The sequence below is a fragment of the Enterococcus camelliae genome (genome assembly GCF_042685105.1).
GTDB classification, from domain to species: domain Bacteria; phylum Bacillota; class Bacilli; order Lactobacillales; family Enterococcaceae; genus Enterococcus_G; species Enterococcus_G camelliae.
The window spans coordinates 1-17,958 of the sequence record NZ_JBHUMO010000003.1; the positions used below are offsets into that span (position 1 = coordinate 1).

The window sequence follows — 17,958 nt, forward strand, 5'->3', positions numbered from 1 at the left end:
TTCTGGAAAAAGTCATCTGCTGCGTTAGCACAGTTTCTTTTTTACAAATTTTAGAAAAAATAAATTAACTGAAAATTCAAATATTTTTTATGCAACACCAGTGAAATTGGGCACAAAAGAAGAATTACAGCATTTTTTAGACCAACACGCACAAGAGTCTACCTATATTATGGAAGAATTTATTCCGGGTGAAATGGTTACCTTTGATGGTCTTACTAACCGAGAAGGCAAGATTGTTTTTTATTCTTCATTGACTTATAACGCGGCGGTTTTAGAAACGGTTGAACAGGATGAAGACATGTATTTCTTCTTGCCACGACTAATTCCCAACGATTTAATTGAAATGGGGACAAAGATGGTTGATGCATTTGGCATCCCAGAACGATTCTTTCACTTTGAATTTTTTCGTACTTATCCAGACGGCGCACTTATGCCGTTGGAAGTCAATATGCGGCCACCTGGAGGACCGACAATTGATATGTTTAATTATGTCAATGATTTTGATATTTTCAGAGAATATGCCTCGATTGTGACAGCAGATCATTTTCAGGCCCCCATTCGCCGTCTCTACAATTGCGGCTATGTTTCACGCAAATACGATAAACATCACTATACACGTTCAGCGGAAGAACTTCGTGAAGAACTAGGCTCAGCGCTAATCGCAATTCAAACGATTCCAGGTATTTTTTCAGCGATTTTAGGCGACGAAGGGTACTTAATTCGTTATCCAGAGATAGACGACCTATTTGCAGCAATTCAACTCATTCGAGAAAAGGAGGACTAACCTCATCCAAGCTACTATTTTATGACAGTCCTAAGAGAATCGGAGGAAATTCACTATGACCAATGATACACGTTCTTTTTATAGCCAAACACTCCAGAAGGAAATGCTTTTTCAAAAATATGGGTACGCTGGCAAACCAATTTTGGTGTTTCCTTCATCAGGTGGAAGCTCCTATGAATTCGCAGATTTTGGTATGATTGATGCTTGTCGTCCATTTATTGATCGCGGGTTGATTCAATTTTATACTGCAGATTCTTATGACAATGAATCTTGGTTAAATTTGGCGAAATCTGGACAGGAAAAAGCGGAAGCTCATAGCCGTTATGAAGCCTACATTTTGCATGAACTGATTCCTTATATTGCTTATGAATGCAACTGGTATGGCAAGATTGGTGTGACTGGTTGTAGTATGGGGGCCTTCCATACAATCAACTTTGCTTTACGTCATCCAGATGTCTTTGATGTGAGCATTGCAATGAGCGGTGTCTACGATGCGCGCTTTTTTACAGGGGAGTTTGAGGAAAATTTAGCCATCTATTATCAGTCGCCAATTGATTATCTCACGCAAATGGATGACCCATGGTATCTCGAACAGTACCGCCAAAATACCTTTGTTGTTGCAGTAGGTCAAGGCGCTTGGGAAGGTCCCCATATTGCCGATACCAAAAGATTGGAGCAAGTATTCAATCAAAAGGGCATTCCAGGCTGGTTTGATTATTGGGGACCAGATGTTGCCCATGATTGGCCTTGGTGGCAAAAACAGTTGCCCTACTTTTTAACTGCACTAACTGATCAAGGAATCTTATAAGCACTAAATCCAATAAAATAGGACCTGTACGTCAAATAGCCCAAGCTCTATACTAGAGTTGGGAGTATTTGACGTTTTTCATTCGATGAAGATTTTCTGTACCCATTCGCTCCATTGTTGGTGGTTCTGATTCAAAAAAATAGGTTGGCTGGGTAAAGAGAAGAAGCGAAGCGACTCTTGACTCAGTCAATCTATTCTTTTACCCTATGTAACCACAGAGATGACCCTCTTCTCATCAGAAAATGTTCTTAGGTCTCCGTGGAAAAACCGAATGCCAAAAATTCCCCAAAGTGATCCGCCCAATATTTTTCAAAATGCTGTTCATCAGCCAAAATTCTTAACCAGAGAGAATCCATTGGTTGCCCCTGTCTAATCAATGTTTGGTAGTACCATAATGAACTATCAATATACGCTTGATCGCTATTTTTCGCTAACAATGCTTGATCAACTTCATTGCCCTCAGCTGTTCCTACTTGAATATAAACTTTGGTATCTTCCTTTAGTGGATGGTTTGCTACAAAATCCAAAAATTCTTCTTCGGAAATCCATGACGCCAATGAGAAAATGCCGAGAGCACCAAATACCTCTGGATAAGCGGATCCCATATAAGCAACAATCAATCCCCCTAGAGAACTTCCTGCACAAAGCGTATTTCTACGGTCAGATTTGGTACGATAATGCTCATCGATAAATGGTTTAATGACGGTCACTACCCATTCGCTGTACGCTTGTCCCTCTCCACCTGAATACCCTAGCAATGCTTGATTTTCTTCCGATAGCGTCCAGGGTGTGTATTCATTAAAACGCTCTTCGCCTGCATTATCGATGGCTACGATCAACATATCTGGAAACATTGCTGCGTGTTTAAGCAATGGAATCAGTTTCCAAGAATGACCTGAATACGCTTCTTTGCTATACAACACATTTTGACCATCTTGCATATAGACCACTGGGTAATTTTTCTCCATATTTTGCTCATAATTTTTTGGAAGCAAGACGCGCACTCGTCTCTTTTTTTGTCCCTGAGCATCAATGAAATAGTGTGTTTTCACTGGTAAATAATTGTGGTGACTTGTCATCAACGAAGTTCCTCCTCAACAGACTTTCCTTCATTTTAACAGGTTTTTCCGAAAGTGACACGGTTTAGAAAATAAAGCACCTACGAATAACAGTATTCGTAGGTGCTTCTTTTAGACTAATAAGGTGTATAGCGATTGATTTTCGCTTAAATCAATAAAATTTGGATCAAATCGTTCAATATTTTGGAGCAAAGAATGAATGGCCTCTTTGTGCTTAAGCTGAATTCCAATGACAACCGGTCCTGTTCCACGGTTCACTTTTTTGGTGTATTCAAAACGTGTAATGTCATCTTCAGGTCCCAAAATATCTGTTACAAACTCTCGCAAAGCTCCTGGACGTTGTGGAAAATTCACTAAGAAATAGTGCTTTAACCCTTGATAGATTAGTGAACGCTCATCAATCTCTTCCATTCGACTAATATCATTATTCCCACCACTGATCACACATACCACGGTTTTTCCTTTGATTTCCTCTTTCAGTTGCTCTAAAACCGCAACACTCAAGGCGCCAGCTGGTTCAGCGACAATTGCTTGTTTGCTATAGAGTTCTAGAATTGTCGTGCAGACTTGACCCTCATCAACTGCATACATCTCATCCACATAGGCTTTGACGTGAGCAAAGGTAAGTGGACCAACTTCTTGAACGGCGGCGCCATCGACAAATTTATCGATTGTTGGCAAATGCACAGGATGACCTTCTTCTAATGCTTTTTTCATGGATTGCGCACCTGTTGGTTCAACACCAATCACTTTGATTGTTGGAGTGGTAGCTTTTACATAGGTTGAGATACCACTAATCATTCCGCCACCTCCAACGGCTGCAATCACATAATCCACTTCCAGTTGTTGCTTGGCAGCATCTTGTAGCATTTCAACAGCAAGTGTCCCTTGACCAGCAATCGTATCGGGATGATTAAATGGATCAATAAACGGCAATTGTTGGGTTTCCGCGTATTCTTTAGCCGCCTTTGCCGCTTCGTCGAAGGTATCACCAATCAACTTGACTTCAATTTGGTCGCCCCCAAAAAATTGGACTTGAGAAATTTTTTGATTTGGCGTAGGGGTGGGCATGAAGATAATGCCAGGTATTTTCATCTCCTGACAAGTATACGCGACACCCTGAGCATGATTGCCTGCACTTGCACAGACTACGCCCCGTGCTACTTCGCGAAATGGACGATTTTTAATCGCATAATATGCACCACGTAGCTTAAATGATCGCACTTTTTGTAAATCTTCTCTCTTTAGATACACTTGACAGTCATATTTTTCGGAAAGGTAACGATCGAATTGTAACGGCGTGTGAGTTACTGAGTCATGAATGGTTTCATACGCTTCTTCAATGTCTGTTCTTGTCACTAACGCCTCTTCTCCCGTAGCTTGGTTCGCTGTAGTCACAGACCCTCGCTCCTTCCTAGTTCTAATCTTTCTGATTGACAAAAGGCATCATTTTGCGTAATTCATTCCCAACCGCTTCAATTGGATGACCGGCATTTTTTTCGCGCATTGCATAAAAATTCTTAAATCCATTTTTGTTATCATCAACAAATCCTTTGGCAAATGTTCCATTTTGGATATCTGTCAAAACAGCCTTCATGTTGGCTTTGGTTTGTTCCGTGATAACACGTGGACCAGAAACATAGTCCCCATACTCGGCTGTATTTGAGATTGAATGGCGCATTTGAGCAAAGCCCCCTTCATAAATCAAGTCAACGATTAATTTCATTTCATGACAAACTTCAAAATAAGCTAATTCAGGTTGGTAGCCAGCTTCTACCAATGTTTCAAAGCCAGCTTCGATCATGCTAGTCAACCCACCACATAATACTGCTTGTTCTCCGAAAAGATCGGTTTCTGTTTCTTCTTTAAAGGTCGTTTCTAATACCCCTACACGAGTTGCGCCAATCCCTTTGGCATAAGCAAGTGCCAATTCAGTTGCATCGCCAGTTGCATCTTGGTAAACACCAAATAAAGCTGGCACCGCGAAACCTTGTACAAATGTCCGGCGAACCAAGTGTCCTGGTCCTTTTGGTGCGACTAAAAAGACATCCACATCTGCTGGTGGATTAATTACACCAAAATGAATATTAAATCCATGAGCGAATACAAGCGCATTGCCCGCTTCTAAATTCGGTGCAATTTCTTTTTCGTAAAGGTCACCTTGAATTTCATCAGGTGCTAAAATCATAACAACATCTGCTTTTTTGGCTGCTTCACTAACTTCATAAACTTCAAAGCCATCCTCTTTGGCAGCTTCAGCTGATTTTCCAGGACGAATACCAATGACCACTTGATGCCCATTGTCTCGTAAGTTTTGAGCATGTGCATGTCCTTGGGAACCATAACCAACAATTGCGATGGTTTTCCCCTCTAATTTGTTGGTAGTTACTGATTGATCATAATAAACTTTTGCCATTGTATTTTCCTCCTTAAATTAGCTCTCTCTATTCAAAAAGCATTTCTGCTTAGTGACCTCTTGTAAAACCAGTTGCTCCCGTCCGCGCCAGTTGCTTAATTCCATAAGGTGCAACAACTTCGACAAACGCTTGAATCTTTTCACTCGTCCCGACTACCTGAATGACGATTGTTTTTGAACTTACATCAATTACATTGGCTCGGAATGGCTCAATCATGGAAAAAATTTCTGCTCTCACTGATGCAGGAGCATTCACTTTGACAAGCGCCAGTTCTCTTTCAACATGGCTTTCTTCTGTGATATCGGACACCTTAATGACGTCAATTAATTTATTTAATTGCTTAAGCACTTGCTCTGCTTCGGCTAAATGATCCACTTGAATAACAATAGTGATTCGAGAAATCTGATCATTTTCCGTATGACCGACTGAGATGCTTTCAATATTTACTTGCCGGCGACTAAGGACCCCACTAAAACGATTAAGTACACCACTCGTATTATTGACTGTTGCTGTGATAATCCGTCTCATTTTAGTCCACCCCCAGCATTTGATGATTGGCTTTTCCAGCAGGTACCATTGGTAAAACATGCTCTGTTGATGACACGACCACTTCAATCACTGCTGGTCCATCATATGCAAGTGCTTCTTCTAACTCTGTTTCAAAGGTTGCTGGATTGGTCAATCGACTTCCTTTGATTCGATAAGCTTCTGCCAACTGAACAAAATCTGGTTGTTCATCAAAGGTTGATTCCGATTTCCGTCCACCAAAAAAGCTCTCTTGCCACTGACGAACCATTCCTAAAGAATGATTGTTGAGTAACACTACTTTGATTGGTAACTGATAGTGGTTTAAAATTGCGAGTTCTTGGTTTGTCATTTGAAAACCACCATCTCCTACAAATAGAATGACTTCTTTGTCTGGTTGACCAATTTTTGCACCAATGGCGGCCGGAATACCATATCCCATCGTGCCTAAGCCACCACTCGTAACCAACTGATTCGCATAGTGAAATGGATAGAATTGCGCAGCCCACATTTGATGTTGACCCACATCCGTCACCACAATTGCTTCCCCTTTTGTCAACTCCCCAATTTTTTCAATCACGCGTTGAGGCTTAATTTCAGCTTTTTGTTCACGGTCAAAGGTAAAGGGATGGCGTTCTTTACGTAACGCATTTAATTTCAACCAATCCACTTTCGGCTCTATCGAAACAGCTGTTGCTAATAAAGCATTCAACGTTTCCTTGACATCTGCCACAATCGGAATATTGGTTGCAATCACTTTACCAATTTCAGCTGGATCAATATCCACATGAACCACGGTTGCATTCGGTGCAAACTCTTTGGGCGCACTTGCTAAACGGTCATCAAAACGTGAACCAAAATTTAGCAACAAATCACAATCAGTTAATGCCATATTTGCGGCAAATGAACCGTGCATTCCTCCCATTCCTAAAAAGAGCGGATGATCATTGGGCAGAACCCCCAAGCCCAATAAAGTCGCCAATGTTGGCAATTGATACCGTTCCACAAAAGCTTGTAATTCTTCAGTCGCCTGAGCATGAAGCACCCCTGCCCCCACAAGAACAAGTGGTTTTTTGGCCACTTTTAACGCTTCCATCACTTTTTTCACTTGTAGCTGATTGGGCTGCATAGTTGGTTGATAACTGGGCAAAAATACTTCCTTGACCACTTCTGGTGTTGTTTGGGCAATCGTCATATCTTTTGGCAAATCAATCACTACTGGTCCTTTGCGGCCAGTCGTCGCTAAGTGAAAGGCTTCTTTAACAATTCGTGGCAAATCCTCGACAGCTCTTACTTGATAATTGTACTTGGTGATTGGCATGGTAATCCCGGTAATATCCGCTTCTTGAAAGGCATCTTTTCCAATGCCAGGCGTTGCAACTTGACCGGTAATCACGACCATTGGTACTGAGTCACTCATTGCATCGGCTATTCCGGTAATCGCATTGGTTGCTCCGGGACCACTGGTAACTAGAACCACACCTGGTTTTCCAGTAACTTTGGCATACCCCTCTGCGGCATGTGTGGCCCCTTGTTCATGTCGAGTGAGGATATGCTTAATTCCTTTGTAAGAATACAGTGCATCGTAAAGTGGCAAAACTGCCCCGCCTGGATAGCCAAAAATGTACTCTGTTCCTTCTGCTTTTAAGCTATCCAAAAGTATCTCTGCACCGGATTTTGTTTGATTTTGCTGATCCATTGTTGGCCTCCTTTAATCAATTAAGTCCTCAGGTAACTGCATAATGCCCCCAGTATGTGCTGATGTGACAAGAGCAGTGTATCGTGCCAGCCATCCTGACTTCACTTTTGCTTTGAATTTTGGTACTTGATCCATGCGTTCTGCGATTTCTTCATCCGTCAAGGCTACATTCAACGTCCGATTAACCAGATCAATCGTAATGTCATCCCCATCTTTGATTGCAGCAATTGGTCCACCCGCAGCAGCCTCTGGTGAAATGTGTCCGATAGCTATTCCTCTAGTTGCACCAGAGAAGCGACCGTCCGTAATCAAGGCTACATCTTTCCCTAAACCACGCCCAACGATACTTGAGGTTGGTGCAAGCATTTCGGGCATACCTGGTCCACCTTTTGGTCCTTCATAGCGAATGACGACAACATGTCCTTTTTGAACAGTATGGTTGTCAATCGCGGCAACGGCTTCGTCATGTGAGCTAAAACAAATGGCTTTTCCTTTAAATACTTTGATAGAGGGATCAACTCCACCAACTTTTATCACACTGCCTTTAGGAGCAATATTGCCATATAAAATAGACAAACCACCAACAGGACTATAGGGATTTTCTTTTGGATGAATCACTTCAGCATTTTTGATTCGTGCTTCTGCCACATTTTCGCGAATGGTTTTTCCTGAAACCGTGATTCGATCAGGATGAATACATCCGTCAATCGAAACCAATTCGTGAATAATCGCGGAAACGCCTCCCGCTTCATGAACATCGTGCATGGAATATTGAGAAGACGGAGCAATTTTTGATAAATATGGAACTCGCTTGGCAATTTCATTAATTTCTTCTAAGTGGTAATCAATTTCCGCTTCATTGGCGATGGCAAGTGTATGAAGAACCGTATTTGTCGATCCTCCCATCGCCATATCTAGGGCAAATGCATCATCGATTGCTTCTTTGGTTACAATATCACGTGGTTTAATCTGTTTTTTTACTAAATCCATTAGGTGGAAAGCCGATTGACGGACAAGCTCTCTCCGTTCGTCAGATACAGCTAAGATTGTTCCATTTCCCGGTAAGGCCATTCCTAAAATTTCCATTAGGCAGTTCATTGAGTTTGCGGTGAACATCCCGGCACATGATCCACAGGTAGGGCAAGCATTTTGTTCCAATGCTTTAAATTCTTCTTCGGTCATTTGACCGTCTTTAAACGCCCCTACTGCTTCAAACATTGTCGATAATGTCGCAGTATGGCCTCTTGGATCCACGCCCGCTTTCATCGGTCCTCCTGAACAAAAGATGGCTGGAACATTGGTCCGCATGGCAGCGAGTAACATGCCGGGTGTGATTTTGTCACAGTTTGGAATATAAAAGACCCCATCAAACCAGTGTGCATTGATGACCGTTTCAGCTGAATCAGCAATTAGTTCACGACTAGGTAGTGAATACCGCATTCCGATATGCCCCATCGCAATACCATCATCGACACCAATCGTATTGAACTCAAATGGAATTCCTCCTGCTTCTCGAATGGCTTGCTTCGCGACATCTGCTAATTCTCGTAGATGAACGTGTCCTGGTACAATGTCAATGTAAGAATTACAAATCGCAATAAATGGTTTTTGCATGTCGCGGGCACTCTTCACTTGGCCGGTTGCATACAGTAAACTTCTGGCAGGTGCTGCCTCAATTCCTTTTTTAATTTGGTCACTTCGCATGTCTCTCTCTTCCTTTCCTCACTTAACAAAAAAAGCACCCCACAAACATTTGTGGGATGCTGTCAGTCAGAATCCCATCAAAAGCGAAATAGGACTCGAACTGTTTCAGAAAAAATCTGATAAACATTCTAAGCCCTGGTGCTAATTAATAAGATAATGACTGATTCAACTTTTGGATACTTATTCATAGCCCCTGCTCCTAACTAGTTTTTTCTAACTGTTTGAATTATCTGTCAATTTGTAAGTTGTTGTTAGTTTATCGATTCTTCCTAACAAAGTCAACTCTTTTTTTCATTTTATTTTAAAAATATTTTAATCTTGCTCTAAAATAACTAATACTATTCGGATATACTTTGGAATGACTAAAAAATACTTGCCTACAAATTTTCAAAAAAAATAATCACCTCCACTTTTAGTGAGAATGATTATTTTTTAATGCTTTCGTTTCTTCAATCGGTTGTTAAGGTAATTTTACAATCCGTTTCGATTTCTTCTGAGAAAGCTGTCAATAATTGTTCGGAAAGAGGGCCAATCGTTCCATCGCCAATTGTCACGTCGTCAATCTGACCAATGGCGGTGATTTCCGCTGAAACACTGGAAATAAAGGCTTCATCTGCTGCTTTTAATTCTGCTAGTGTAAACGGACGCTCTTCAAAAGGGATCCCCTGTTTCTTTGCTAACTTTAAGATGACTTGACGAGTAATGCCATTTAAAATATACTCATTCGCTGGATGTGTAATTAATTGACCGTCCTTGATGATTGATACATTCGAATGTGAGCATTCCGTAACCGTCTCTGGTAATCGATAAAAAATGGCCTCTTTAGCTCCAGCTTTCGCGGCTTGATTGGTTGCCATCAAATTTCCTAATAAATTCAGACTCTTAATATCACAATGCAGCCAGCGTGTATCGGGAACCGTAATGGTCTTAATGCCTTTGCGATGCTCAGCTAGTTGACGGGGGGCGACCATCGTTGTTGCCATAATTGTTGGGGTTATATTTTCAAGATAGACATGGTTCCGTGGCGCCTGTACGCCTCGAGAAACTTGGAAATAAATCATTCCGGTGTCCAAATGATTGGCAGCAATCAGCTCAGTGAACCACTCATGAAACATTTCCTGAGGATAAGGAATCAATAAATCAATTTTTTTGGCACTTCGGTAGAGCCGATCCATATGTTCTTGGAACGTAAAAAGTTTGCCTTGGTACACTCGCAGTGCTTCATAAATGCCATCGCCAAATTGATAGCCCCGATCTTCAATATCCACTTTTGCATCAGATCGATCAATAATCTGTCCGTTCAGTAAAACCTTCATCACAGTCACCCTTTCTCTATCTGTTTCATTATGCGCTCGATTTTAATAGTCTTCAATGGTCTTACGGTCATGAATGCGACTTTTTTTCCCAATCCGGGCAGCCATTTCTTGATTGATTTCGTCCAAGGTCACTCCTTTTTCGACCAATAGCACGAACAAATGATAGAGCAAATCACTGGTCTCACTAATTAATTCGGTTTGATCATTTTTTGCCGCAATCACTACTTCCGTCGCTTCTTCACCGACTTTTTTTAGGATTTTGTCTAACCCTTTTTCAAAAAGATAGGAGGTATATGACCCTTCTTTCGGATTGTTTTTACGATCCAAAATTTCTTGGTATACTTCTTCAGGTATTGTCATGGTTGTTTCCCCTTTCATCCACCAATGTACGATAAAAACAGCTATGTTCACCGGTATGACACGCAGCACCGATTTGTTTCACCACTGCTAACAACGTATCCGCATCACAGTCTACTTTCATTTCCTGTAAGTATTGAAAATGTCCGCTTGTTGCTCCTTTGTGCCAGAGTTCTTGACGACTACGCGACCAATACCACATTTGTCCTGACGCTAGTGTCTTTTTGAGGCTCTCTTCGTTCATATAGGCCAACATCAAGACTTCCTTGGTCTCCACGTCAGTGACAATCACAGGTAGCAAGCCTTGTTGTTTTGAAAATGCTAATTCATCTAACTTCATAGGTCACCTCTTTATAAGCGAACAGGGATTCCTGCATCAGCTAATGTTTGTTTGGTTTCTGCGATACTTAATTCTCCATAATGAAAGATACTTGCAGCCAAGGCAGCTGTCACAGGTGTTTGCTGAAAAACATCGACAAGGTCTTGTTCTTTCCCTGCGCCACCAGATGCAATCATCGGTACTGAGACAACCTCCCCAATGGCTTGGTATAAGGCACAATCATAACCAGATTTGGTTCCATCTTTGTCCATTGAAGTCACAAGTAGTTCACCTGCACCCAAAGAAACCACTTTTTTGGCCCATTCAATTGCATCTATGCCCGTATCTTCGCGTCCACCGGTCACAAATACATGCCATGAATGACCGACACGCTTGGCATCAATCGCCACAACAATGCATTGATTACCAAATTTTTCCGCTCCTTGACGAATCAAGTCCGGGTCATGAACAGCCGCTGAATTAATTGCAACTTTATCTGCACCTGCTTTTAACATACGATTCATGTCCTCAATCGTGCGAATCCCCCCACCAACTGTGAACGGGATAAACACTTGATTGGCTGTTTGTCGAACAACTTCCACCATTGTCTCTCTTTTTTCGTGCGTCGCGGTAATATCCAAAAACACCAATTCATCGCACCCTTGTTCATAATAGGCTTTCGCAATTTCTACTGGATCACCGACATCCGTTAAATCCACGAAGTTAATGCCTTTCACCACACGTCCATCGGTTACATCCAAACAAGGAATCATTCGTTTGGCCAACATCGCATGCACCCCCTCAGACTAATTTTTTTGTTCAACTGCTTGCATTTCCTCTAACGATATCTTTCCCTCATAAAACGCCTTGCCAATGATGGTCCCTGCCACACCAATTTTTTGTAATTCGACAAGGTCAGACACTGCATGCACACCACCCGATGCAATAATTTTACAATTGGGAACCGTTTCGACCAATCGTCGGTAATGCTCAAAATTGGGCCCTGTTAAGGTACCATCTTTGGCAACATCGGTATAGATAATGGTCTGCACACCCATCGCAACCATTTTTTCTGCTAATGTCAGATACGAGACTTGACTGACCTCCAGCCATCCTTCTGTGGCAACGAGACCATTTTTGGCATCAATCCCGATAACAATCTTTTCCGGCCCAAATGCCGCCAATGCTTCCTTCACAAATGTAGGTGATTTCACAGCCATTGACCCGATAATGACACGATCAATTCCAGCGGCTAAATACGATTGAATCTGTGCAAGCGTTCGAATGCCGCCCCCCACTTCCACACGCATCTTCGCATGGACTTTGATTTGGGCAATTAAATCTGCATTCACCGCTTTGCCTTCAAGTGCGCCATCCAAATCAACCACATGCAGATAGCTCAACTTTGCTTGTCCAAAGATTTCCGCCTGTGCAATGGGGTCTTCATGAACAACGGATGCTTTTGCAAAATCGCCTTGATAAAGACGAACAGCCTTGCCTGCTTTTAAATCAATTGCTGGTAATAGTTGCATCAACATACTCCTTAAAATTTAATAAAATCTTTTTCCCTGCTTCTCCTGATTTTTCAGGGTGAAATTGGGCCCCAAAAACATTTTTTGTTGAAATCATGGCTGGAATTGTCATGGAATACTCACAAGTTGCTCGTAAATAGTCTTTGGGCACATCGGTATAATAACTATGAACAAAATAAACATACTCATCCTGAACGCCTTTGGTCAACGCATCCTCCGCTACTATATCTAGTTGATTCCAACCCATATGAGGTACTGGACTACCAGGTTGGGCTGGAATTGGTCGACAAACGCCAGGAATAAGGCCTAATCCTTGTGTATACGTATGCTCCTCACTTCCTTCTAAAAGCAATTGCATGCCCAGACACACACCCAACAACGGTTTCCCCTGGTTCACTTGTTTTTTTAGTTCCGTAATCAATCCGCGCTGTTGCAACTCGGCCATTGCTAGTGGAAATGCCCCCACTCCTGGCAGGATTAACCCATCTGCCTGTTGAATTTCTGCCAAATCACTCGAAAGCTTCGCGTCCATCCCAATCGCCTGTAACGCTCGTAAGACATTACGCGTATTTCCTGCATCATAATCAATGACGATAATCATCACAACACCCCTTTGGTGGAATTCACTCCCTTGATTTCTGGGTTCAACGTAATTGCTTCGCGAAACGCTCGTCCTGTTGCTTTGAACAAGCTTTCGATTTTATGGTGCGTATTTTTTCCATGAATAATTTTCAAGTGCAAATTCATCTGAACGTTAAACGCCAAAGCTTGAAAAAATTCTTCTGCTAGCTCGGTATCAAACAGACCTAATTTAGGGTTGTCGAAGGTGGCGTCAAATACCAAATAACTGCGCCCCGATAAATCGAGACTCGCCATCCCCAATGTCTCATCCATCGGCACAAAGGAAGTCCCGTACCGATTGATGCCTGCCTTTTCACCCAGCGCCTCACGAATGGCCAACCCCAATGCAATCCCGACATCTTCTACCGTATGATGACTGTCGACATCCAAATCTCCTTTTGCGTTTACAATCAAAGATAGTCGCCCATGCCGAGCAAATAACGTAAGCATGTGATCAAAAAAACCAACGCCAGTCGAAATTTCTACTGGTTCTTGTGCATCAAGATTGATGGCTAATTGAATCGTTGTTTCAGAAGTTGTTCGTTCAATTTTTGCTGTTCTCATACTCTTCCTCCCGTTTTTCAATGGCTTTGGCATGTCCTTGCAAGGCTTCTTTATACGCCAGAGCTTTAATATGTGGTGCCGCAGCCAAGGTTGCTGCTTGACTATACGAGGTGTATTGCATTCGTTTCACAAAATCATACACGCCCAAAGGAGAGGAAAAACGAGCCGTCCCACTGGTTGGTAACACATGGTTGGTTCCTGCAAAATAGTCCCCAATTGGTTCACTGGTGTAACGACCTAAAAACACCGAGCCCGCATGTTTCACTTTGCCTAAATAGTGAAGCGCATCTGCCACTTCAATTTCTAGATGTTCAGGTGCCACTTCATTCATCAAGTCAAACATTTCATCAAAGGATGCGGCCAAAATAATCCGACCATTTGCTTCAATCGAAGCCCGCGCAATGGCTTCCCGAGGTAATTCTCTTAATTGTCGTTCGACTTCTTCTTCAACTGCATCTGCTAACTCTGAGGAAGTAGTGACTAGAATCGCCCGTGCGTGACGGTCATGTTCTGCTTGAGATAACAAATCGGCTGCGACAAATACTGGATTAGCAGTGGCATCCGCAATCACACCTACTTCAGAAGGACCGGCAATCATATCAATTCCGACCTGGCCAAAGACTTGTTTTTTTGCCGTTGCCACATACTGATTCCCCGGACCCACAATCTTATCAACGCGAGGAATGGATTTTGTTCCGTATGCTGCGGCCGCAATACTCTGTGCGCCTCCCACTTGATACACGCAATCGACCCCTGCTAGTTTTGCTGCTACCAATATAGCTGCATTAAACACACCGTTTTTGGGTGGGGGGGTTAGCATAATGATCTCTTCCACCCCGGCTAGTTTTGCAGGTAAGGCATTCATCAGGACACTCGAAGGATAAGCAGCTGTTCCTCCAGGGACATAAATGGCTACTCGCTCCAAAGGCAACACCCGCTGCCCTCGAATAACCCCCTCACTTGGAAAGTCAGCAAATCCTTCTTCGACCTGATGCACATGATAAGACAAAATGTTTTGTTTGGCCGCTTCCAACGCTTGCAAGACTGCAGGTTCAATCCGATCAAATGCTTCTGCGATGGTTTCTTCTGCTACCTGAAGCTGCGTCAAAGTGACCCCATCAAACTCATTGGTATAGGCAATCAGAGCTTCATCGCCTTCTTGCCGTACTTTTTCGAGAATCGCTTGGACTTGTTTTTCCACATCATTGGCTTGCTCAAAACGGAGCAACTGTTCTCTTCGTAATTCTTGGGCGATCTGTTGGACACTACCGGTTAATCGTTTCATTCATGTTCACCTGTTCCTTTCCGACCAACTTCTCAAGTTGATTCATCAATAGCATGATTTGCGGATTACTTTTTAAAGCGGCCTTATTGACAATTAGACGAGCAGAAATGCGGCAAATGTCTTCCACAATCGTCAACCCGTTTTCTTTTAGTGTATTGCCTGTTTCAACAATATCCACAATCGCATCCGCTAAATGGAGAATAGGAGATATTTCAACCGATCCTTCAATTTTGATGATCTCAACATCCTCGTTTTTTTGATTAAAATGCGTACTCGCGACAATCGGATATTTAGAAGCAATTCGCTTCCGCCGATGATTTTTCGGATCATAATCTGGAGTCGAGGCCACCGAAAATTTGCAAACGCCAATATTTAAATCCAGCATTTCATAATAGCCATAAGGGTGCTCCAATAAGACATCTTTCCCCACTACTCCTAAATCAGCAACACCGTGCCGCACATAGGTCGTTACATCCACTGCTTTCACCAAGAGAAAGCGAAAGTGCCCATCTGGACTTTCAAAAATAAGTTTGCGCTTTTTGTCTTTCATAAAGTCCATATCGAATCCAGCTTGTTCAAATAATTTGACGGTATCTTTTTCCAATCGTCCTTTTGTCAGCGCAATGGTCATCGGCTTAGTCATGGTTGATCCCTTCTTTCACAAATTGCTGATCCGTTAAAAACCAAACTTCCTGATACCCCCATCGTTTGGCAAAGGAGCGTGTCTCTTCTGCCGTATCAAATAAAGAGAGCTCTACTCCTGGTTCAACAAGTGCCGCAGCTTGCTCAGCAACGGAAGCATCAAAATGAACCAAGATTTTTTGTCCTTGTGGTTTTTCATGATGACGATACAATGCGTCAAACACAGCCTCCAAATTCATCGCCCAACCCACCGAATTCGTCTGCTCCATATCGAAACGCTGGAACAAGTAATCATAACGCCCACCACTTAAAAAATTTTCTGGAATGCCTTCACTAAAACTAGAAAATAGAATGCCCGTATAGTAATCCATGACCCCTACCATGCCCAAATCGACACGCAATTTCTTTTGAATTGCCTCAGGAAACAACGCAACCAAAGCTTCAATTTCAGCTAAATCAGTCAAAATTGGATGCTGCTTGGGCAACAAATCCTTGGCTTTGGCCAAAGTTGGCCCCACTTCACCGAATAGTTTGGGCAAAGCAATCAGGAACGCTGAGACGGGGCTTGGGTGGGCAGTTGCCACTTGGTAACAATCACTAATGCTTTTGTTCAAAAAATGAATTTTCAACGCCTCGGCTTCTTTCGTTGAAAAAGCAAGCTCCTGCACAATCTTTTCAAAAATCCCAGCATGGCCAATCTCAATGGAAAAATTAGGAACATTTAACGAGCGTAGCACGAATTCGGCAGTCAAGATTGCCTCAAATTCAGCCTTTATTGAAGGAAAACCGATGATTTCTACCCCAGCTTGCGTAAATTCATTCTGCAATCCCTTCATTTCATCATGGTAACGAAAAACTTTGCCACTATATGAAAGCTTCAATGGCAACTCCACTTTTGTCGAAGCGACGACTCGCCCGACTGGTAACGTCATATCAGGCCGTAAAGTCAACATGCGCCCTTGATTGTCAAAAAAGCGATACAAATCATCTTGGTTGCGCTCATCTTCAAAGACTTCAGCAAATTCAATGGTCGGTGTTTCTATTCTTTGAAATCCCCGCTTGGATAACAGCTGATTGACTTGAACTTCTAATTGGTAGACCCCGGCCGCTCGACGGAACAGTTTGTCATGTGTACCGGCTGGTAACTGTTTTTTTCTCATACGTTTTGTTCCTCTTCTATGATGTTCTTTAGGACTGTTGCCACTTGCACCATCTCTTCATCTGTGCCAATGGTAATCCGCAAATAGTTCGCAATTCGTTGCTTATCTGGAAAGTAACGCACAAAGATACGAGCTTCCTTTAGCTTGTCAAAAAAAGTTTTCGCAGAAATCAAAGGATGCGTTGTTAAAACAAAGTTCGTTTGGCTCGGAATGGTCGTAAAGCCCAGTTGTGCAAGTGCCTGACAGAATTGCTCCCGAGTGGCACAAATTTTTTGATTGATTCGTTGATAGTATTCAGTATCTTGCGTTGCCGCAGTCGCCAAACGTTCAGCAATCATATCAACCGCATACGGATTGTAAGAATTTTTCACCGCTTGGATGACACCTGTTAAACGTTCACTACCGATACCATAACCGACACGTAAACCAGCCAATGATGCATCTTTGGAGAAAGTACGTGTCACATATAGATTCTCATACTTTGCGACCAACGGAATCACACTTTCTCCACCAAAAGATTGGTAAGCTTCATCGACAATGATGACTCTATCAGGGTAGCGTTGGAGCAGTGCTTCGATTTCTGTTACTGTTTTGCCCTTCCCTGTTGGTGCATTGGGATTGGCTAATACAACTCCACCTAGTTGGTTTGGCAAAGCAGCTAAAGCAAATGAAAAATCTTTTTCTAGCGGTACTTCTTGATAAGGAATATGGAATAACTCACACCAGACAGGATAAAACCCATAGGTCAAATCAGGAAAGAAAATTGGTTGTTCACTTTGGAAAAAACTTTGAAATGCCAATGCCAAAATATCATCACTACCATTACTTGTGGTCACCCACTGGCTAGGAATATGATGCTTTTGCGCCAAGGCGTCCACCAAAGATTGATTGGCCAAAGAAGAATAATAACGCAAGTTTGCCACATCAAAGGTTTGCCACGCTTTTGTTACAAGCGGTGAAGGTGGATAGGCATTTTCATTGGTATTTAATTTGATAATACCTGTTAACGCTGGTTGTTCTCCAGGAACATAGGGTTGAATTTTTCGTAAACCTTTCATGGATTGTTCCTCCTTTTTGTCGAAAAATCTGTTAAATAAAAAAAAGCCCCTAGCACATATGCTAGAGGACGAAAATCGTGGTTCCACC

19 protein-coding genes are annotated in these 17,958 nt (G+C 42.4%); 2 read left to right on the forward strand and 17 right to left on the reverse strand.

Translation table 11 applies throughout. The features are described 5' to 3' along the window. The first annotated feature begins 100 nt into the window (after nucleotides 1-100). Nucleotides 101-784, forward strand: a complete 684-nt coding sequence (locus ACFSR0_RS00700) for an ATP-grasp domain-containing protein (RefSeq protein WP_379978900.1) — start codon at nucleotides 101-103, stop codon at nucleotides 782-784. 55 nt (nucleotides 785-839) lie between these two features. Continuing rightward, nucleotides 840-1,592: an esterase family protein gene (locus ACFSR0_RS00705; RefSeq protein ID WP_379978902.1), complete on the forward strand. Its 753-nt coding sequence runs from the start codon at nucleotides 840-842 to the stop codon at nucleotides 1,590-1,592. 248 nt (nucleotides 1,593-1,840) lie between these two features. On the opposite strand, the gene ACFSR0_RS00710 is transcribed toward ACFSR0_RS00705, so the two are convergent. The 17 genes from ACFSR0_RS00710 to ACFSR0_RS00790 all read right to left on the reverse strand — a co-directional run bounded on the left by ACFSR0_RS00710 (nucleotide 1,841) and on the right by ACFSR0_RS00790 (nucleotide 17,870). Beyond that, a complete protein-coding gene (locus ACFSR0_RS00710; RefSeq protein WP_379978904.1) occupies nucleotides 1,841-2,671 on the reverse strand; it encodes an alpha/beta hydrolase in 831 nt (276 codons plus the stop codon). 111 nt (nucleotides 2,672-2,782) lie between these two features. Beyond that, entirely contained in the window at nucleotides 2,783-4,069 is a 1,287-nt protein-coding gene (ilvA, locus tag ACFSR0_RS00715) for a threonine ammonia-lyase IlvA (RefSeq protein WP_379978906.1), read from the reverse strand. 22 nt (nucleotides 4,070-4,091) lie between these two features. Next, nucleotides 4,092-5,087 (reverse strand): ketol-acid reductoisomerase, encoded by a 996-nt coding sequence (gene ilvC, locus ACFSR0_RS00720; RefSeq protein WP_379978908.1) that lies wholly within the window; start codon nucleotides 5,085-5,087, stop codon nucleotides 4,092-4,094. Between the two features lie 49 nt (nucleotides 5,088-5,136). Continuing rightward, nucleotides 5,137-5,616 (reverse strand): acetolactate synthase small subunit, encoded by a 480-nt coding sequence (gene ilvN, locus ACFSR0_RS00725; protein ID WP_379978910.1) that lies wholly within the window; start codon nucleotides 5,614-5,616, stop codon nucleotides 5,137-5,139. A gap of 1 nt (nucleotide 5,617) precedes the next feature. After that, nucleotides 5,618-7,312 carry a biosynthetic-type acetolactate synthase large subunit gene (ilvB, locus tag ACFSR0_RS00730; protein WP_379978912.1) on the reverse strand — a complete coding sequence of 565 codons (1,695 nt, stop codon included), beginning with the start codon at nucleotides 7,310-7,312 and terminating at the stop codon, nucleotides 5,618-5,620. Nucleotides 7,313-7,324: 12 nt separating this feature from the next. Continuing rightward, the gene (gene ilvD, locus ACFSR0_RS00735) at nucleotides 7,325-9,016 is read right to left on the reverse strand and encodes a dihydroxy-acid dehydratase (RefSeq protein WP_379978914.1); all 1,692 of its coding nucleotides are present in this window, start codon (nucleotides 9,014-9,016) and stop codon (nucleotides 7,325-7,327) included. A 449-nt stretch (nucleotides 9,017-9,465) separates the two neighbouring features. Continuing rightward, entirely contained in the window at nucleotides 9,466-10,332 is an 867-nt protein-coding gene (gene dat / locus ACFSR0_RS00740) for a D-amino-acid transaminase (protein WP_379978916.1), read from the reverse strand. 42 nt (nucleotides 10,333-10,374) lie between these two features. Continuing rightward, nucleotides 10,375-10,692, reverse strand: coding sequence for a phosphoribosyl-ATP diphosphatase (hisE, locus tag ACFSR0_RS00745; protein WP_379978918.1), 318 nt, complete (start codon nucleotides 10,690-10,692; stop codon nucleotides 10,375-10,377). Further along, the gene (gene hisI / locus ACFSR0_RS00750) at nucleotides 10,679-11,029 is read right to left on the reverse strand and encodes a phosphoribosyl-AMP cyclohydrolase (RefSeq protein ID WP_379978920.1); all 351 of its coding nucleotides are present in this window, start codon (nucleotides 11,027-11,029) and stop codon (nucleotides 10,679-10,681) included. Before hisI ends, hisE begins: the two co-directional genes overlap by 14 nt. An 11-nt stretch (nucleotides 11,030-11,040) precedes the next feature. After that, the gene (gene hisF, locus ACFSR0_RS00755; RefSeq protein ID WP_251851106.1) at nucleotides 11,041-11,796 is read right to left on the reverse strand and encodes an imidazole glycerol phosphate synthase subunit HisF; all 756 of its coding nucleotides are present in this window, start codon (nucleotides 11,794-11,796) and stop codon (nucleotides 11,041-11,043) included. Between the two features lie 18 nt (nucleotides 11,797-11,814). After that, complete coding sequence (gene hisA / locus ACFSR0_RS00760; protein WP_379978922.1) at nucleotides 11,815-12,540, reverse strand: 1-(5-phosphoribosyl)-5-[(5-phosphoribosylamino)methylideneamino]imidazole-4-carboxamide isomerase; 726 nt, start codon at nucleotides 12,538-12,540, stop codon at nucleotides 11,815-11,817. Next, a complete protein-coding gene (gene hisH, locus ACFSR0_RS00765) occupies nucleotides 12,518-13,141 on the reverse strand; it encodes an imidazole glycerol phosphate synthase subunit HisH (protein ID WP_251855312.1) in 624 nt (207 codons plus the stop codon). Before hisH ends, hisA begins: the two co-directional genes overlap by 23 nt. After that, nucleotides 13,141-13,725 (reverse strand): imidazoleglycerol-phosphate dehydratase HisB, encoded by a 585-nt coding sequence (hisB, locus tag ACFSR0_RS00770; RefSeq protein WP_379978925.1) that lies wholly within the window; start codon nucleotides 13,723-13,725, stop codon nucleotides 13,141-13,143. The genes hisH and hisB overlap by 1 nt, the downstream gene beginning before the upstream one ends. Continuing rightward, entirely contained in the window at nucleotides 13,706-15,010 is a 1,305-nt protein-coding gene (hisD, locus tag ACFSR0_RS00775; protein ID WP_379978927.1) for a histidinol dehydrogenase, read from the reverse strand. Before hisD ends, hisB begins: the two co-directional genes overlap by 20 nt. Next, the gene (gene hisG, locus ACFSR0_RS00780; RefSeq protein WP_251855315.1) at nucleotides 14,991-15,653 is read right to left on the reverse strand and encodes an ATP phosphoribosyltransferase; all 663 of its coding nucleotides are present in this window, start codon (nucleotides 15,651-15,653) and stop codon (nucleotides 14,991-14,993) included. Before hisG ends, hisD begins: the two co-directional genes overlap by 20 nt. Next, a complete protein-coding gene (locus ACFSR0_RS00785; protein ID WP_379978929.1) occupies nucleotides 15,646-16,812 on the reverse strand; it encodes an ATP phosphoribosyltransferase regulatory subunit in 1,167 nt (388 codons plus the stop codon). The genes hisG and ACFSR0_RS00785 overlap by 8 nt, the downstream gene beginning before the upstream one ends. Continuing rightward, nucleotides 16,809-17,870, reverse strand: a complete 1,062-nt coding sequence (locus ACFSR0_RS00790; protein ID WP_379978931.1) for a pyridoxal phosphate-dependent aminotransferase — start codon at nucleotides 17,868-17,870, stop codon at nucleotides 16,809-16,811. Before ACFSR0_RS00790 ends, ACFSR0_RS00785 begins: the two co-directional genes overlap by 4 nt. Nucleotides 17,871-17,958: the final 88 nt, after the last annotated feature.

What these genes read in the sequence shown, in the direction of transcription:
- ACFSR0_RS00705 (WP_379978902.1), top strand. Translation starts at nt 840, where the DNA reads ATGACCAATGATACACGTTCTTTTTATAGCCAAACACTCCAGAAGGAA.
- ACFSR0_RS00710 (WP_379978904.1), bottom strand. Translation starts at nt 2,671, where the DNA reads ATGACAAGTCACCACAATTATTTACCAGTGAAAACACACTATTTCATT.
- ilvC (WP_379978908.1), bottom strand. Translation starts at nt 5,087, where the DNA reads ATGGCAAAAGTTTATTATGATCAATCAGTAACTACCAACAAATTAGAG.
- ilvN (WP_379978910.1), bottom strand. Translation starts at nt 5,616, where the DNA reads ATGAGACGGATTATCACAGCAACAGTCAATAATACGAGTGGTGTACTT.
- ilvB (WP_379978912.1), bottom strand. Translation starts at nt 7,312, where the DNA reads ATGGATCAGCAAAATCAAACAAAATCCGGTGCAGAGATACTTTTGGAT.
- ilvD (WP_379978914.1), bottom strand. Translation starts at nt 9,016, where the DNA reads ATGCGAAGTGACCAAATTAAAAAAGGAATTGAGGCAGCACCTGCCAGA.
- dat (WP_379978916.1), bottom strand. Translation starts at nt 10,332, where the DNA reads ATGAAGGTTTTACTGAACGGACAGATTATTGATCGATCTGATGCAAAA.
- hisE (WP_379978918.1), bottom strand. Translation starts at nt 10,692, where the DNA reads ATGACAATACCTGAAGAAGTATACCAAGAAATTTTGGATCGTAAAAAC.
- hisI (WP_379978920.1), bottom strand. Translation starts at nt 11,029, where the DNA reads ATGAAGTTAGATGAATTAGCATTTTCAAAACAACAAGGCTTGCTACCT.
- hisF (WP_251851106.1), bottom strand. Translation starts at nt 11,796, where the DNA reads ATGTTGGCCAAACGAATGATTCCTTGTTTGGATGTAACCGATGGACGT.
- hisA (WP_379978922.1), bottom strand. Translation starts at nt 12,540, where the DNA reads ATGCAACTATTACCAGCAATTGATTTAAAAGCAGGCAAGGCTGTTCGT.
- hisH (WP_251855312.1), bottom strand. Translation starts at nt 13,141, where the DNA reads ATGATTATCGTCATTGATTATGATGCAGGAAATACGCGTAATGTCTTA.
- hisB (WP_379978925.1), bottom strand. Translation starts at nt 13,725, where the DNA reads ATGAGAACAGCAAAAATTGAACGAACAACTTCTGAAACAACGATTCAA.
- hisD (WP_379978927.1), bottom strand. Translation starts at nt 15,010, where the DNA reads ATGAAACGATTAACCGGTAGTGTCCAACAGATCGCCCAAGAATTACGA.
- hisG (WP_251855315.1), bottom strand. Translation starts at nt 15,653, where the DNA reads ATGACTAAGCCGATGACCATTGCGCTGACAAAAGGACGATTGGAAAAA.
- ACFSR0_RS00785 (WP_379978929.1), bottom strand. Translation starts at nt 16,812, where the DNA reads ATGAGAAAAAAACAGTTACCAGCCGGTACACATGACAAACTGTTCCGT.
- ACFSR0_RS00790 (WP_379978931.1), bottom strand. Translation starts at nt 17,870, where the DNA reads ATGAAAGGTTTACGAAAAATTCAACCCTATGTTCCTGGAGAACAACCA.